This is a genomic window from Nocardiopsis sp. NPDC058631 (assembly GCF_042716955.1).
Taxonomy (GTDB): Bacteria; Actinomycetota; Actinomycetes; order Streptosporangiales; family Streptosporangiaceae; genus Nocardiopsis.
Genome location: NZ_JBHXQY010000072.1, coordinates 1 through 15999, shown reverse-complemented (window position 1 = coordinate 15999; position 15999 = coordinate 1). Strand labels below are relative to the sequence as shown.

General features: G+C 69.4%; 12 protein-coding genes. 5 read left to right on the top strand and 7 right to left on the bottom strand.

Annotation, left to right across the window (positions count from 1 at the left end):
* Positions 1 to 91 precede the first annotated feature (91 nt).
* From gyrA to dnaA, 7 genes are all read right to left on the bottom strand, one after another.
* Complete coding sequence (gene gyrA / locus ACFWTE_RS21465) at positions 92 to 2719, bottom strand: DNA gyrase subunit A (RefSeq protein WP_378781431.1); 2628 nt, start codon at positions 2717 to 2719, stop codon at positions 92 to 94.
* A 75-nt stretch (positions 2720 to 2794) separates the two neighbouring features.
* The gene (gyrB, locus tag ACFWTE_RS21460) at positions 2795 to 4732 is read right to left on the bottom strand and encodes a DNA topoisomerase (ATP-hydrolyzing) subunit B (RefSeq protein ID WP_378781430.1); all 1938 of its coding nucleotides are present in this window, start codon (positions 4730 to 4732) and stop codon (positions 2795 to 2797) included.
* 485 nt (positions 4733 to 5217) lie between these two features.
* On the bottom strand, positions 5218 to 5715 hold the full coding sequence (locus ACFWTE_RS21455) for a DUF721 domain-containing protein (protein WP_378781453.1): 498 nt from the start codon (positions 5713 to 5715) through the stop codon (positions 5218 to 5220).
* 100 nt (positions 5716 to 5815) lie between these two features.
* Positions 5816 to 6949 carry a DNA replication/repair protein RecF gene (gene recF, locus ACFWTE_RS21450; protein WP_378781429.1) on the bottom strand — a complete coding sequence of 378 codons (1134 nt, stop codon included), beginning with the start codon at positions 6947 to 6949 and terminating at the stop codon, positions 5816 to 5818.
* A 130-nt stretch (positions 6950 to 7079) separates the two neighbouring features.
* Entirely contained in the window at positions 7080 to 7982 is a 903-nt protein-coding gene (gnd, locus tag ACFWTE_RS21445) for a phosphogluconate dehydrogenase (NAD(+)-dependent, decarboxylating) (RefSeq protein WP_378781428.1), read from the bottom strand.
* 99 nt (positions 7983 to 8081) lie between these two features.
* Complete coding sequence (dnaN, locus tag ACFWTE_RS21440) at positions 8082 to 9221, bottom strand: DNA polymerase III subunit beta (RefSeq protein WP_378781427.1); 1140 nt, start codon at positions 9219 to 9221, stop codon at positions 8082 to 8084.
* 1153 nt (positions 9222 to 10374) lie between these two features.
* Positions 10375 to 12447, bottom strand: coding sequence for a chromosomal replication initiator protein DnaA (dnaA, locus tag ACFWTE_RS21435; protein WP_378781451.1), 2073 nt, complete (start codon positions 12445 to 12447; stop codon positions 10375 to 10377).
* 780 nt (positions 12448 to 13227) lie between these two features.
* Here dnaA and rpmH point away from each other — a divergent pair.
* The 5 genes from rpmH to ACFWTE_RS21410 all read left to right on the top strand — a co-directional run bounded on the left by rpmH (position 13228) and on the right by ACFWTE_RS21410 (position 15874).
* The gene (gene rpmH, locus ACFWTE_RS21430; RefSeq protein ID WP_378781426.1) at positions 13228 to 13371 is read left to right on the top strand and encodes a 50S ribosomal protein L34; all 144 of its coding nucleotides are present in this window, start codon (positions 13228 to 13230) and stop codon (positions 13369 to 13371) included.
* A 97-nt stretch (positions 13372 to 13468) separates the two neighbouring features.
* Entirely contained in the window at positions 13469 to 13957 is a 489-nt protein-coding gene (gene rnpA, locus ACFWTE_RS21425; protein WP_378781424.1) for a ribonuclease P protein component, read from the top strand.
* Positions 13954 to 14268 (top strand): membrane protein insertion efficiency factor YidD, encoded by a 315-nt coding sequence (gene yidD, locus ACFWTE_RS21420; protein WP_330094922.1) that lies wholly within the window; start codon positions 13954 to 13956, stop codon positions 14266 to 14268. Before rnpA ends, yidD begins: the two co-directional genes overlap by 4 nt.
* Positions 14269 to 14296: 28 nt before the next feature.
* Positions 14297 to 15241, top strand: a complete 945-nt coding sequence (gene yidC / locus ACFWTE_RS21415; RefSeq protein ID WP_378781423.1) for a membrane protein insertase YidC — start codon at positions 14297 to 14299, stop codon at positions 15239 to 15241.
* Between the two features lie 144 nt (positions 15242 to 15385).
* Positions 15386 to 15874 carry a protein jag gene (locus ACFWTE_RS21410; RefSeq protein WP_378781422.1) on the top strand — a complete coding sequence of 163 codons (489 nt, stop codon included), beginning with the start codon at positions 15386 to 15388 and terminating at the stop codon, positions 15872 to 15874.
* Positions 15875 to 15999: the final 125 nt, after the last annotated feature.

Here is a 15999-nt window from a genome sequence, read left to right as displayed (position 1 = left end):
GACTTTCGTTGAGAACGGGTAATTGACGCGTTCGGACCCCGTGGGGTTCGCGAAGCGAACCCCACGGTCCTTATCGGGCTTAACGCGCAGTCTAGGCCTCAGGGTTGCGATCCCCGTCGACCGCGCTCTCACCCGTGTCGGCGATGGCTTCGGCCTGGGCGGCCTCCGCGACCTCGGCCGCGACGGCGTCGGCCTCGGCTTCCTCCGCGGCCTCGGCGTTGCGCGCCACGGCCACGATCTTGTTGCCCTTGTCGAGGTTCATCAGGCGGACGCCCATGGTGGTGCGGCCCGACTGCTTGACCTCGGCGGCGCCGGTGCGGATGACGCCGCTCCCGGACGTGATCGCGAAGATCTCGTCCACCTCGGGGTCGACCATCATGGCACCGACCAGCTTGCCCCGGGCCTCGACGACCTTGGCCGTCAGAACGCCCTTGCCGCCCCGGTTCTGCACCGGGTACTGCTCGGACGGGGTGCGCTTGGCGTAGCCGTTCTCGGTGGCGACCAGGACGTCGGTGGAACCGTCGTCCGGGCGGATGACGTCCATGCTGAGCAGGTAGTCGCCCTCCAGGAACCGCATGCCGATCACACCGCTGGTGGCCCGGCCCATCGGCCGCAGCGACTCGTCGGACGCCGGGAAGCGGATCGCCTGGGCGTCGCTGGAGATCAGCAGCAGGTCGTCGTCGGGGAAGACCAGGCGGGCGGCGATCAGCTCGTCCTCGTCGCGGAGGTTGATCGCGATGATGCCGGCCGCGCGCGCCGAGTCGAAGTCCTCCAGGCGGGACTTCTTGACCAGGCCCTCACGGGTGGCGAGCACCAGGTACGGCGCGGCCTCGTAGTCGCGCAGCGCCATGATCTGCGCGATCTCCTCCCCGGGCTGGAACGGCAGCAGGTTCGCCACGTGCTGGCCGCGCGCGTCGCGTGCCGCCTCCGGCAGCTCGTACGCCTTCGTCCGGTACACCCGGCCCTGGTTCGTGAAGCACAGGATCCAGTGGTGGGTGGTGGTGACGAAGAAGTGCTGGACGATGTCGTCCTGCTTGAGCTGGGCGCCGCGTACACCCTTGCCGCCGCGCTTCTGCGCCCGGTAGTTGTCGATACGGGTGCGTTTGGCGTATCCACCGCGGGAGATCGTGACGACCACGTCCTCCTCGGCGATGAAGTCCTCCATGCGCATGTCACCCTCGAACGGGATGATGTGCGTGCGCCGCTCGTCGCCGTACTTCTCGACGATCTCCCCGAGCTCCTGGCGGATGATGCTCCGCTGGCGGACGTCCGAGGCGAGAATGTCGTTGTAGTCGGCGATCTGGGACATCAGCTCGTCGTACTCGGCGGTCAGGGCGTTGCGCTCCAACGCGGCGAGCTTGCGCAGCTGCATGTCGAGGATCGCGCGGGCCTGGATGTCGTCGATCTCCAGGAGGTTCATCAGACCGGTGCGCGCCTCGTCGGCGGAGGCGCTGGCCCGGATGAGGCTGATGACCTCGTCGATGCGGTCCATGGCGCGCAGCAGCGCGCGCAGGATGTGCGCCCGCTCCTCGGCCTTGCGCAGCAGGTACTGGGTGCGCCGGACGATGACCTCGACCTGGTGCTTGACCCAGTGCCGGATCATCTGGTCCAGGCGCAGGGTCCGCGGCACGCCGTCGACCAGCGCGAGCATGTTCGCGCCGAAGGTCTCCTGGAGCTGCGTGTGCTTGTAGAGGTTGTTGAGGACCACCTTGGCCACGGCGTCGCGCTTGAGCACGATGACCAGGCGCTGGCCGGTCCGGCCGCTGCTCTCGTCCCGGACGTCGGCGATGCCGGTGATCTTGCCGTCCTTGACGAGGTCGGCGATCTTCAGGGCGAGGTTGTCCGGGTTGACCTGGTAGGGCAGCTCGGTGATGACCAGGGTCTGGCGGCCCCGGGGGTCCTCCTCGACCTCGACCACGGCGCGCATGGTGATGGAGCCGCGACCGGTCCGGTACGCCTCCTCGATGCCGCGCTTGCCGACGATGAGTCCCCGGGTCGGGAAGTCGGGGCCCTTGACCCGCTGGATCAGTGCGTCGAGGAGCTCCTCGTCCCCGCTCTCCGGGTTGTCGAGGTACCAGTTGACGCCGTCGGAGATCTCGCGCAGGTTGTGCGGCGGGATGTTGGTCGCCATACCGACCGCGATGCCCGACGAGCCGTTGACCAGCAAGTTCGGGAAGCGGGCCGGAAGAACGACGGGTTCGGAGGAACGGCCGTCGTAGTTGGGCCGGAAGTCGACGGTCTCCTTGTCGATGTCCCGGAGCATCTCCATGGCCAGCGGGGCGAGCTTGCACTCGGTGTACCGCATGGCGGCGGCCGGGTCGTTGCCCGGGGAGCCGAAGTTGCCGTTGGGGTCGACCAGGGGCATCCGCATGGACCACCACTGGGCGAGGCGCACGAGGGTGTCGTAGATGGCGCTGTCGCCGTGCGGGTGGTAGTTGCCCATCACGTCGCCGACGACGCGGGCGCACTTGAAGTAGCCGCGGTCGGGGCGGTAGCCGCCGTCGTACATCGCGTAGAGCACGCGCTGGTGGACGGGCTTGAGGCCGTCGCGGACGTCGGGGAGTGCACGGCCGACGATGACCGACATCGCGTAGTCGAGGTAGCTGCGCTGCATCTCGACCTGGATGTCGACCGGCTCGATCCGGTCGGTCACACGCGGGGGCGCCTCCACAGTGGAGTCCGCACCCTCAGGAGCGTCCGGGTTGTTCGCATCCGTCACGGATGTCGATCCCTTCTACGAAGCTTGCGTTGAGCGTGGTTCACTGCCCGGGACCGCGCCCCGGACACGGTCCCTCTAGATGTCCAGGAAGCGGACGTCCTTGGCGTTGCGCTGGATGAAGGCGCGCCGCGACTCGACGTCCTCTCCCATGAGCACGCTGAACATCTCGTCGGCCTGGGCCGCGTCCTCCAGGCTGACCTGGAGGAGGACGCGGCGGTCCGGGTCCATCGTGGTGTCCCACAGCTCGTTGGCGTTCATCTCGCCCAGACCCTTGAACCGCTGCACCATGTCGCGCGGGCGCGGGTCCCTCTTCCCCTGGGCGATCCCGGCCTCGATGACCCGGTCCCGCTCGGCGTCGGAGAAGGCGTAGCTCGCGTCGCTGCCCTTCTGGTCCCACTTGATCTTGTACAGCGGCGGCGCGGCCAGGTACACGTTCCCGGCCTCGACCAGCGGCTTCATGAAGCGGAACAGCAGGGTGAGAAGCAGCGTGCGGATGTGCTGACCGTCGACGTCGGCGTCGGCCATGAGGATGACCTTGTGGTACCGGAGCTTCTCGGCGTCGAACTCCTCGTGGATGCCGGTGCCCAGGGCGGTGATGATCGCCTGGACCTCGTTGTTCTTGAGGATCCGGTCGATCCGGGACTTCTCCACGTTCAGGATCTTGCCGCGGATGGGCAGGATGGCCTGGTTGTGCGGGTTGCGACCGCCCTTGGCGGAGCCGCCGGCCGAGTCGCCCTCGACGATGTAGACCTCGCACTCCTCCGGGTTGGTGGACTGGCAGTCCGACAGCTTTCCCGGAAGTGAGGTGGTCTCCAGCAGGGTCTTGCGGCGGGTGAGGTCGCGTGCCTGGCGGGCGGCGACACGGGCGCGGGCGGCCTGGCTGGCCTTGGACACGACGTCCTTGGCCTCGCCCGGGTTGCGCTCGAACCAGTCGCGCAGGTGCTCGTTGGTGACCTTCTGGACGTAGGACTTGGCCTCGGTGTTGCCGAGCTTCGTCTTGGTCTGGCCCTCGAACTGCGGGTCGGTGAGCTTGACCGAGATGATCGCGGTCAGGCCCTCGCGGATGTCGTCACCGGTGAGGTTGTCGTCCTTCTCGCGCAGCAGCTTCTGGTCGCGGGCGTACCGGTTGACCAGGGTGGTGAGCGCGGAGCGGAAGCCCTCCTCGTGGGTGCCGCCCTCAGCCGTGTTGATCGTGTTGGCGAAGGTGTGGACCGACGAGGTGTACGACTGGTTCCACTGCATGGCGATCTCGACCGCGATGCCGTCGCCCTCTTCCTCGAAGGAGATGATCGACGCGTGCGCCGGCTCCTTCTTGGCGTTGATGTGCCGGACGTAGTCCGAGAGGCCGTCTTCGTAGTGGAACGTGTTGACGGTCGGGCCGCCGTCGGTGTGCTCGGGCCGCTCGTCCCGGATGGTGATGGACAGCCCCTTGTTGAGGAAGGCCATCTCCTGCATCCGGCGGGCGAGGGTCTCGAACGTGAACGTCGTCGTCTCGAAGATGGAGCCGTCCGGCCAGAACGTGATCTGGGTACCGGTCTCGTCGCTCGCCTCGCCCTTGATGAGATCGCCCGTGGGCGCGGTCATCTCGTAGTGCTGGCGCCAGACGTGGCCGTCGAGGCGGATCTCCACGTCAAGGGCGGTGGACAGCGCGTTGACGACGGAGACGCCGACGCCGTGCAGGCCGCCGGAGACCGCGTAGGACTTGCCGTCGAACTTGCCGCCCGCGTGGAGCGTGGTCAGCACGACCTCGACCGCGGGACGCTTCTCCACCGGGTGGAGGCCGATCGGGATGCCGCGGCCGTTGTCGGCCACCCTCACCCCGCCGTCCTCCAACAGGGTGACCTCGATGGCGTCCGCGTGCCCGGCCAGCGACTCGTCGACCGAGTTGTCGACCACCTCGTAGACAAGGTGGTGCAGGCCCCGCTCTCCGGTGGAACCGATGTACATGCCGGGGCGCTTGCGTACTGCCTCAAGACCCTCGAGAACCGTGATTGAACTTGCGTCGTAGGCCAACTGGGAACACCCTCCTGCTGGGGACGCCTGCCGACCGTGGCCGAGCGGACGACGGTAGGCCCGCGACACGGGGATCGGAGGGTCAACGTGCCGCGACACCTGGGGGATCACCGTTAGCCGCATGGGCCGTGCGCCCACCCTCTCCTGGGGGCGTGGTACCGGCTACAGGCGTCTGAAGAACCGTCTCCATGATACCCCGCGCGGTACGACAAAGTGGCATTGGCGGCCCTGTGCCGCATCACAACGAACGTTCAGGGAGGGAGCCGACTCCCTACACGCGGGAGGGGTCTTCCGCAAGTCCCGGCGCGCTTCAGTGGCGTTGGGGACGGCACCGGATCGGCATCGCCCCCGCGGTTCGCGCACCCCGCGTCCCGCACCCCCGACAGCACAGTGCTTCTGGCGAAAACGCGCTCACCTGCGACTATCCACAGGCTGTGGACGGAGAACGGGGCCCGCACCGGTACGGCAGCCGGCGCGGGGGCGGTTCAGCGGCGCCGGAACCCGGGACCTTTGACCTTGATGGCGACCACGGTCCCGTCGCCCAGCTCCTCGTTGAGGCGGCGCATCAGATCGCGCACCATCGCCCGCGCGTGGGCGGCCATCGTCGGCGAGTCGGCCACCACGACCAGTTCACCCTCCGCGTAGCTCTCGGGGCGGATGTGTTCGGCGTTGAACTCCCCCACGATGTCCGACCAGCGGCCGAACACGCCACCGATCGCCACCTGCTCCTGCCACCCGTGCTCGATCAGCCAGGTCCGCACGGCTTCGCCGAACAGCTGAGGCTCGTTGCGTGACCGCAACCGGCCACGCCGCCGGGAGCGCTGGGAGCCGCGGGGCACGGCACCTCGGTCCCGCGCCTCGGCCTTGGCCCGGGCGAGCGCCTGCCGCGCGAGGTCGGCGCCGGACGCCACGGGTTCGGCGGGGACCACCGGAGCGGGCGGGGCGGACGAAGCCGGGTCGGGGGAGCGGCGTGCTCCGTCCACAGCCTGTGGACGGAGCACGCCCTGACCGAAGGCCGACGCCCCCGGGCCGGGGTCGGGCTGCGGGAATCCGCGCGGCGCGTCCACAGGCTGTGGATAGCGGTCACTCACCCTCGACTGCCCCCTCGCGCACGCCGAACCGCGCACCGTCCAGCTCCTCGGGGATGTCCTCGGCGACGGCGGCGGTCACCAGGACCTGCTCGGCGTCGCGCACCCGTTCGGCCAGCCTGCGGCGCCGCTCGCTGTCGAGTTCGGCGAACACGTCGTCCAGGATGAGCACCGGGTCGTCCCCGTCCGCTCTCAGCAGCTCGAACGCGGCGAGTTTGAGTGACAGGGCGTACGACCAGGACTCCCCCTGGCTGGCGTACCCCTTGGCCGGAAGCTCCCCGAGCTGGAGGTGGAGGTCGTCCCGGTGCGGCCCCACCAGGCTGATCCCGCGCTGGAGCTCCTTGTCCCGCGACTCCGCCATGGCCGCGCGAAGCACGTCCGCGAGCTGTGGACGGTCCTCGGGAAGCCCGACCCCCTCCGGAGCCGCGGAACTCCGGTAGTGGGGGACGGCCGGCCCGCCCGCGTCGGCCAGCCCGGCGTACGCCGCCCCGATCCGCGGACGCAGCTCCTCCACCAGCCCCAGCCGCGCCGCCAGCAGCTCCGCACCCGCCTCGGCCAGGTGGTCGTCCCAGACCTGCAGCGTGCTCAGGTCGGGCGCCGAGCGCTGCTTGAACATACGGCTGGAGGCCGACTTCAGCAGTGCGTTGCGCTGCTTGAGCACCCGGTCGTAGTCGGAGCGGACCCCCGCCATACGGGGTGTACGGGCCACCAGGAGGTCGTCCAGGAAACGACGGCGCTCACCGGGATCGCCCTTGACCAGGGCCAGGTCCTCCGGCGCGAACAGCACCGTGCGCAGGATCCCCAGGACGTCGCGCGGCCGACCTGCGGCGGCCTGGTTGATCCTGGCCCGGTTGGCGCGGCCGGGGTTGAGCTCCAGGTCCACCACCATGGCGCGCTCGTCGCGGACCACCTTCGCCCGGACGATCGCGCGGGGCGCACCCTGGCGGACCAGCGGGGTGTCGGAGGAGACCCGGTGGCTGCCCAGGGTGGCCACGTAGCCGATCGCCTCGACGAGGTTGGTCTTGCCCTGGCCGTTCGAGCCGACGAACACGCTCACGCCGGGCGCGAGTTCCAGCAGCGCGGACTCGTAGGAGCGGAAGTCGGCCAGTTGCAGGTGGGATACGTACATCCGGCCTTCCTCCTGGGGCGGTGACGCGGACAACGGGCGGAGAAGGGTGCGGTGGTCCCGGGGACGGGCACGGGGGCGCGTCCCCGGAGGGGAGAGGATGGTGCGGGTGCGGCGGGGCCGGGGTGAAGGGTCAGGGCTCGTCGTGGTCGTCGGCGGCGCCGGCCTTGGTGACGGCGTGCCCGCCGAACTGGTTGCGCAGTGCGGCGACGACCTTCATGGAGGGGCTGTCGTCCTGGCGGGACGCGAACCGGGCGAAGAGCGCCGCGGTGATCGCCGGGGCCGGGACGGCGAGGTCCACGGCGGCCTGGACCGTCCACCGGCCCTCTCCGGAGTCCTGGGCGTAGCCGCGCAGCTCCGCGAGGTCGGGGTCCTGCTCCAGGGCCCGGGAGAGCAGGTCGAGCAGCCACGACCGTACGACCGTGCCCTCGCGCCAGCTCTCGAACGTGCCCGGCACGTCGTCCACGACGTCCGAGGCTGCCATGAGCTCGTAGCCCTCGGCGAAGGCCTGCATCATGCCGTACTCGATGCCGTTGTGGACCATCTTCACGAAGTGGCCCGCGCCGACGCCGCCGGCGTGCACGAAGCCGCCGCCCTCGTCGGGGGTGAGGGCGTCGAAGACCGGGCGCGCCCGCTCGATGTCGGCCGCCGCACCGCCGACCATGATGCCGTAGCCGTTCTGCCGGCCCCAGACACCGCCGCTGACACCGGCGTCGACGTAGCCGATGCCCTTGGCCGACAGGGACTCCGCGCGGGTGCGGTCGTCGACGTAGTGGGTGTTGCCGCCCTCGATGACGAGGTCGCCCTCCTCAAGGAGCCCGCCGAGCTCGGCGACCGTGGCGGAGGTGGGGTCACCCGCGGGGACCATCACCCAGACCGTCCGGGGGGCGGCCAGGCGGCCGACCAACGCGTCCAGGGTGTCGACGTCGCGCTCCTCGGAGGCGACGTCGTAGCCGATGACCTCGTGGCCCTTCTCCCGGAGCCGGGCGGCCATGTTGCCGCCCATCTTGCCGAGACCGATCATGCCGAGCTGCATGGTTGTGCTCCCCTTCGCCACCTGCGGTTGGACGCCGACCGGCCCGGGGCGGAAGCCGCGGGCCGGTCGGCGGACGCCAGTCAATCAAACCTGTCCGGATCAGCCGGGCTGACGCACCGGCATGATCAGGTAGCGGTACTCGGGGGCCGAGCCCTCCTCCGCCGGCTTCCCGGTGAGGATCGACGGCTTGGTCGAGGTGGTGAAGTTCATGCGGGCGACGTCGGTGCCGATGGCGCCGAGCCCGTCCAGCAGGAACCCGGAGTTGAACGCGATCTGGATGTCCTCGCCGTCCAGCTCGGCCTCCAGGACCTCGACGGCCTGGGCCTCCTCGCCGGTACCGGCCTCCAGGACCAGCTGGCCCTGGCTGAAGGAGAGTCGCAGGGGGGTGTTGCGCTCGGCGACGAGCGACACGCGCTTGACCGCCTCGATGAACTCGGCGCGTCCGACCTCGGCGACGGAGTTGAACGTGTCCGGCAGGAGCGCCCGGTACTTGGGGAACTCACCGTCCAGCAGGCGTGTGGTGGTGCGGCGCCCGCCGCCCGCGAAGCCGATCATGCCCTCGCCGGAGTCGCTGCTGGAGAGCGCGATGGAGATCTCGGCGCCGGAGGTCAGCGACTTGGCGGTGTCGTGGAGCGTCTTGGCCGGGACCAGCGCGACCGCGGAGAGGTCGGGGTTCTCCGGCTTCCAGGTCAGCTCGCGCACGGCCAGGCGGTAGCGGTCGGTGGAGGCGAGCGTGATCGTCTCGCCCTCGATCTCGACGCGGACGCCGGTCAGCATCGGCAGGGTGTCGTCACGGCCGGCGGCGACGGCCACCTGGCTGACGGCCGCCGCGAAGGCGTCGCTGCCGATGGTCCCGCTCACGCCGGGCATCTCCGGGAGCGTGGGGTAGTCCTCGACGGGCATGGTGTTGAGCGTGAACTTCGCGCTGCCGCCGGTGACGACGACCTTGGACCCGTCGGTGGCGACCTGCACAGCCTGTGGAGGAAGGTTGCGGGTGATCTCGGCGAGGAGCTTGCCGGTGACCAGGACCTGGCCGGGCTCCTCGACCTCGACGTCGACCGCAGCCTGGGTGGAGACCTCGTAGTCGAAGCCGGACAGGCGCAGCTGCTGTCGGCCCTCGAACTCGCCGGCCTCCAGCAGGATGCCGACCAGGACCGGCACCGAGGGGCGCGTCGGCAGTGTGCGCGCGGTCCAGGCGACTGCCTCGGCCAGGACGTCGCGTTCGACCCGGAACTTCACTCTCCGACTCACTTTCCGCACGACCGGTGTACCGGTCGAAGCCTCAACGTTGCAGCTCGTGGGGTGTCTGGGGTCTGCCGGAGGACTCCGTCGACAGGGCTGTGGACAGCGCCTGGGAGCCGGCTCGGATCCCGTAGGGGCCACCGCTCGGATGTGGGCGGCGGAGGACAGGGGCGAGACCACACGTTACCCGGATTCCTCCCCTGCCGCTGACAGCTCGGCACCGGTCTGTCGTCGCTCTCGTTTCGGGCCGTTGTCCACAGATTTTCCGCGAAGCTGTTGTGAAGCCACACTTTGGTTAATGAAGGTGCGCCGTAGTAGTAGGGCCTGTGGATAATGTGGATAACCATCATTGCTGCAGGTCAGAGCGCGAATTTTTGTCCACAGGCCCTGTGCGTAACCCTGTGCGTAACTCAAGGGTCCTGTGGACAACCAGAGGCCCCTCTTGGTTGTCCACACGGCGTCCACAGGTTCGTCCACAGGTTTTCCCCAGGTTGTCCACAGCAGAGCGGGGTGTGGAAGCGTGAGGGGCCTGGTGGGCGTCCACAGGGAAGGGGTGGGTTACCCACAGCTTCGGAGCGGTTGTCCACAGCTTGTCCACAGGGTTGTCCACAGATTTCACCCTCCTCCTGTGGATAACCTCCGCGAGAATCCGCCAAAGTTTTTTTCCGACACCCTCCACAGACCTCCCGAACATGGACAAAGAGTCTGTGCACAGGTTTTTCCACAGGCCCTCTCCCCGGCATGCGCCGTGATCAGGGGCGGAGCACCGCCGGACGCCCCCCGACGCCGGTGTGGGCAGGGCAACAGGGGGCCGTGAGGCCCCTGAACCAGGGGAAACGGTGAGTGTCGCGGACGAACCGCCCCTGCGGTGTGCGGACCGGCGAACCCGCCCAAGGCGGGGCGTTCACGCGCACAAGCCTGTGGATAACTCGGCCGGAGGGCTCGCAACCGGGTACCGGAGCACGAGATGTCGACACGTCGCCCTGTGGACGGGTCGACATGTCCACAGGGCGACGTGTCGGCTTGCGGCCTCCCCCCGGCCCGGGGCAGCAGGGAAGCCGCGGGAGGGGGCCGGGGGCCGCCGACAGGGGCCTGACGCCAGGGAGGGGGCCCGCCGGACGGCGGACCCCCTCCCTACGCGGAACGCGGCTCAGGTCAGCGAGGGCTGGTCCTTGATCCGGCTGGTGAGCTCGTGCACCTGGTTGTAGATCGACCTCCGCTCGGCCATCAGCGCGCGGACCTTGCGGTCGGCGTGCATGACCGTGGTGTGGTCGCGCCCGAACTGCTGCCCGATCTTGGGCAGGGACAGATCGGTCAGCTCCCGGCACAGGTACATGGCGATCTGCCTGGCCGTCACCAGGACCCGGGAACGCGACGTCCCGCACAGGTCCTCGACCGTCAGGCCGAAGTACGCGGCCGTCTGCGACATGATCGCCCCGGCCGTGACCTCCGGTACCTCCGTGCTGGGTACCAGGTCGCGCAGCACCTGGCTGGTGAGGTCCAGGTCGACCGACTGCCGGTTCAGGCTCGCGAAGGCGGTCACGCGGATCAGCGCTCCCTCCAGTTCGCGGATGTTGGTGGAGATCTTGCTGGCGATGAACTCCAGGACCTCCGGCGGGGCGGCCAGACCCTCCTGCGCCGCCTTCTTGCGCAGGATCGCGATCCTCGTCTCCAGCTCGGGCGGTTGGACGTCGGTGAGCAGGCCCCACTCGAACCGGCTGCGCATCCGGTCCTCCAGCGTCGTCAGCTGCTTGGGCGGCCGGTCGCTGGAGATGACGATCTGCTTGTCGGAGTTGTGCAGCGTGTTGAAGGTGTGGAAGAACTCCTCCTGCGTCTGCTCCTTGTTCTCCAGGAACTGGATGTCGTCCACCAGGAGCACGTCGATGTCCCGGTAGCGGCGGCGGAACCCGTCCGCCTTGCCGTCCCGGATCGAGTTGATGAACTCGTTGGTGAACTCCTCGGAGCTGACGTACCGCACGCGCGAGCCCTCGTAGAGACGGTGCGTGTAGTGCCCGATGGCGTGCAGCAGGTGGGTCTTGCCCAGCCCGGAGCCCCCGTGGATGAACAGGGGGTTGTAGGCCTTGGCCGGAGCCTCGGCCGCAGCGACCGACGCCGCGTGCGCGAAGCGGTTGCTGGAGCCTATGACGAAGGTGTCGAAGGTGTACTTGGGGTTGAGCCGCGCGTGCTCGCCCGGCGGGACCTCCGGGGAACGCCCGGGGGGCGCTGACGGGGAGGGCGGGGCGGGCCGCGCCGAAGCCCGGACCGGCTGCGACCGCTGCTCGGGGTCCGGGGCCGCGGGTGCCTGGTCCGCCTCCTCCCCCGGCCCCGGGAACGGCTCGGGCCGGGCGGACGGGCCCCGCGGGGTCTCCCACCGGTTGGGCTGGTCCCAGCCGGGGCCGCTCCAGCTCTGCTGCTGCCACGACTCCGGCTCCCGGTGGCGCTCCCTGGCGGAGGGCTGCTCCCACAGGCGGGAGGTCGGTGTCTCCTGCGGGGTCGCGAAGGTCTGCTGGACCCAGGGAGCCGGGATGTCGCGGGCCGCGTACGACTGGGCGCCCTGGCCGTCCGCGGAGGGGCCGGATCCGCCGTCGTGCGGGTAGCCGTCCGCGGCCGGGGCGGGGCCGAGCAGGTCGGCGCGTTCGGCCTCGCCGGTCGGCCACGGACGGTGGGGTGCCTGCGGCGCCGGGGTGTGGTGGGCTCCCGCTCCCACGGCGGCGTCCCCGGCCACGGTCGGGGCGCTCCCGTCCTCGGGGTGCCGTTCCGCCTGCTGCGGGGCCGGGCGCGCGTGCTGGCCCCTGGGCTCGGGCCGTGCCTGCGGGGCCGGACTCCCGCCCCCGTGGGGCTCCGGGGCCGTCGGCGAGGACGATCCGGCCGAGGCGGGGCCGGGGGTTCCCGGGGAGAAGGTGTGTGCGCGGTCCGCGTCCACACCCCGGCCGATCGGGGCGCCGTAGGACGTCGGGGCCGCCGGGGTGGGGGGCGGGGTCGGCACGGCGGTCGGGTCGACCGTCACCGCGACCCGGATCTCCCGGCCCAGGTGCGCGGAGAGCGCCTTGCTGATGGCCGGGTAGAGGCGCGTCTCCAGCACCTTCTTGGTGAACTCGTTGGGCGCCGCGATCAGCGCGGTGTCCTCGATCAGGCCCAGCGGACGGGTCTGCGGCAGCCATGCCCTCTGGTGCGCTGGCAGGGAGTCGTTGTCGATCCCGTCCAACACGCTGGACCAGACCATTGCGAGGTTGACCTGTGCGTCAGCCAAGGTGACCTGCCATGGGTGCTGTCCCTTCGGTGCGGATCTGTGCGGTGCGGGTGGAGCGGGAGGGGACGGGCGACGGGGGAGCCTGCGGAGTGCCGTCGGTCATGCGCCCGCGGGGGGCCGCAGGCCTCGGAGGGCGGCTTCCCATTGTCCTCCCCCCGGGGTAGTGCCGGGGCAGGGGAACGCGGTGGGGTAGGCGTTTCGGTGCGGTTTGGGCCTGTGGACAACCTCACTGCCCCAGAGCCGCCACCCGGGTGGACATGACGGGGTATCCACAGATCGAGGGCGTTGTCCACAAGTTGTCCACAGGTTTATCCACAGGATGGCAGATCTCTGTGCACAGCGTTGGCTTATCCACAATGCGCAGGTCAGAGCGTGTGTACGCGCGCTGCCCCCGGGGGCGGGCGCGGAGGGAGGCGGTGGCGCCGTGAGTTATCCACAGGCTGAGGTTATCCACAGGGAGGGTGGTGTGTGGAAGCCGAACGCCCCTGTGGGCAACAAGTTGTCCACAGGCTGGTGGCGGGGGTGGGCCGCAGCGGAGGGGCCGTCCGCGGTTCCAGGGAGGCCGCCCGGAGCGGCCCGGACAGGTCTGATTTGACCGCGACCGCACCAGGTCGTATCTTCTTTATGCTTATGCCGACCATCTGCCTGCGCACCTGTCACAACGGTCGCGCGGCTGCGGCTCATGCACCCTGGGACCCCGCATATCCTGGGGGTCCGTCGTAGTACTTTCCTGACACGCCCCTGGAGCCAGTAGTGAGCAAGCGTACGTACCAGCCGAACAACCGGCGTCGCGCGAAGGTCCACGGCTTCCGGCTGCGCATGCGTACGCGCGCCGGTCGCGCCATCATCGCCTCGCGGCGTCGTAAGGGGCGCGCGGAGCTGACCGTGAGCCACTAGGCCACGCTCAGCCCCAAGTTCTTCGGGACCGGTCCGGCCTTCTCGCCGGCCGGTCCCTTTTTCGTGGGGAGAAGTCCCGACACCCGGAGGAGCGCGGATGCTGTCGCCGAGGAACCGGATGCGCCACAGCGCCGAGTTCGCTTCCGTCATGCGCTCCGGCCGGCGCTCGTCGCGCGACGCCGTGGGCGTCGTCTACCTCCCGCCCCCGTCCGGGACCGCCGATCCGGCGGCTCCGGCGGACCCGCCACGCGTCGGTTTCGTCGTGAGCAAGGCGGTCGGGGGAGCGGTGGTGCGCAAGCGCGTCCAGCGCAGGCTGCGCCATGCGATGCGGCCCCTCTTGGCTGTTCTGCCAAACGGTAGCCTGCTGGTAGTGCGTGCCAAGCCCGCCTCCGCTTCCCTGCGGCAGGAGGACCTGGCCTCGCAACTCGACAGCGCGATCGCCGCGGTGATGCGTCCCCGCGGATCGTCGTCGCGTCGTCGGCGCGGCCGCGGTGGACCCCGGCCGCCCGAGGCGGGACCGGCGAAGAGCGAAGCAGCAGGGAACCGCTGCCCGGACGAGGGTGGAGAACGGTGGGCGAGCCGATGACCGAGCACAGACCGACGGCGTTCGCGCGTGTGCTGATCCTGCCCATCCGGGGCTACCAACGCTTCATCAGCCCGCTCTTCCCCCCGGTCTGCCGTTTCTACCCTTCGTGCAGCACGTACGCCGTCCAGGCACTGCGTGTGCACGGAGCCCTCTACGGGTCGTGGTTGGCGATCAGGCGAATCGGCCGTTGCCACCCCTTCCACCCGGGGGGTCTTGATCCGGTTCCGCCGCCCAGAGGGCGCCGGAGCGAGGAGTCCGAGGAGTCTACGGGCGAGGCCGGTCACGCCGGAACCGCTCCCGGGGACCAGTAGCTGAACCGAAGCAAATAGGAGTTGGCCGGTGCTGGACTGGCTTTACAACATCGTCGGCTGGATCTTGGTCAAGATCCACGCTGGTCTGACCTTCATCGGCCTCGACACAGACAGCGGTTGGGCCTGGGGCCTGTCCATCGTGCTGCTCACCGTGCTCATGCGGCTCCTGCTCGTCCCGCTGTTCGTCAAGCAGATGAACACGCAGCGGAAGATGCAGGACATCCAGCCGAAGATCATGAAGCTGCGGGAGCGCTACAAGCACGACCAGCAGCGGCTCCAGCAGGAGTCCATGAAGCTGTACCAGGAGAGCGGCACCAACCCGATCATGGGTTGCCTTCCGCTCCTCCTGCAGATGCCGGTCTTCTTCGCGCTCTTCAGCGTGCTGCGGAGCGTCGCCGAGGGCAACGTCCAGTACAACTTCACGCCGGAGCTGGTGGAGAGCGCCCGCCAGGCTCTGATCTTCTCGGCACCGGTCGCCGCGCAGTTCAACAGCTCTCCCGAAGAGCTGATGGCGCTGGGCGCCACCAACCCGATCATGGCCAAGGTCATCATCGCCATCGCCTGTGTGCTGATGGGGACGACGACCTTCCTCACCATGCGTCAGAGCATGAAGCGCAGCATCTCGCAGATGCCTGACAACCCCATGATGCAGACCCAGAAGATCATGATGTACATGGCGCCCCTCTTCGGGCTCTTCGGTCTGGCGATGCCCGTGGGTGTGCTCGTCTACTGGGTGACCTCCAACGTCTGGACGATGGTCCAGCAGCACTTCCTCTACCGGAAGCAGCCCCTTCCCGGCCAGGCCGACGACAAGGCCAAGGGCGGTGCCTCCCCCAGCGGCTCCGCGAAGGGGATGCTCGGCCGAAAGAAGGCTGTCGAATCCGCTCCTGAGCCGAAGGAACAGCCTAAGATCGAACGCAAGCAGCCGAAGAAGCAGCCGCGTTCCAAGCGCGCCGGCGGTGGACCCCTGTAGGGGCCCCTCCCGGCTTCGGTCGGTTGCGAAGACTTTCGAGTGCGCAGGCGACAATGCCCCTGAGGCGTACGACGGCCAGGGCGTGATGGATGAGGAGACGGGATCGCTGTGGGCAGTAGCGAGGAAGAGAACGGTGGAGTAGCGGTGGCTGAGGCGCCCGAGGCCGGAGTCGATGTGGAGGCCCTGGAGAACGAGGGCGACATCGCCGCGGACTACATCGAGGGACTCCTCGACATCGGGGACTTCGACGGCGACATCGACATGGACGTCGAGGGCGACCGTGCGATGGTCTCCGTCGTGGGGGCCACCCTCGACGAGCTGATCGGCGAGGACGGCGAGGTCCTGGAGGCCCTCCAGGAACTGACCCGACTGGCCGTCCACCGGGCGACGGGTGAGCGCAGCCGGCTGATGCTGGACATCGGCGGCTACCGCGAGGGCCGCCGCAAGGTGCTCTTCCAGATCGGGACCGAGGCCGCGGACAAGGTCAAGGCCTCCGGTGAGATCCATCCTCTGGAGCCGATGACCCCGTTCGAGCGCAAGGTCGTGCACGACGCGGTGGCCGCGGCCGGGCTGCGCAGCGAGTCCGAGGGTGAGGAGCCCAACCGCTACGTCGTGGTGCATCCCGCCTCGTAGGGCTGTCTCCCCCCAAAGGGGGGTGGCCGGGGTTGAACTTAAAAAACCCCCCCCCCCCAACTCATTTGGGGGGGGGTTGGCCCCCGGGTACGGGGCCCCGGGGGGCGGTGGGATTAAAACAAAAA

Coding starts and splice junctions, on each gene's coding strand:
- recF (WP_378781429.1), bottom strand. CDS start 6,949: ATGTACGTATCCCACCTGCAACTGGCCGACTTCCGCTCCTACGAGTCC.
- gnd (WP_378781428.1), bottom strand. CDS start 7,982: ATGCAGCTCGGCATGATCGGTCTCGGCAAGATGGGCGGCAACATGGCC.
- dnaA (WP_378781451.1), bottom strand. CDS start 12,447: ATGGTCTGGTCCAGCGTGTTGGACGGGATCGACAACGACTCCCTGCCA.
- rnpA (WP_378781424.1), top strand. CDS start 13,469: ATGCTGTCGCCGAGGAACCGGATGCGCCACAGCGCCGAGTTCGCTTCC.
- yidD (WP_330094922.1), top strand. CDS start 13,954: ATGACCGAGCACAGACCGACGGCGTTCGCGCGTGTGCTGATCCTGCCC.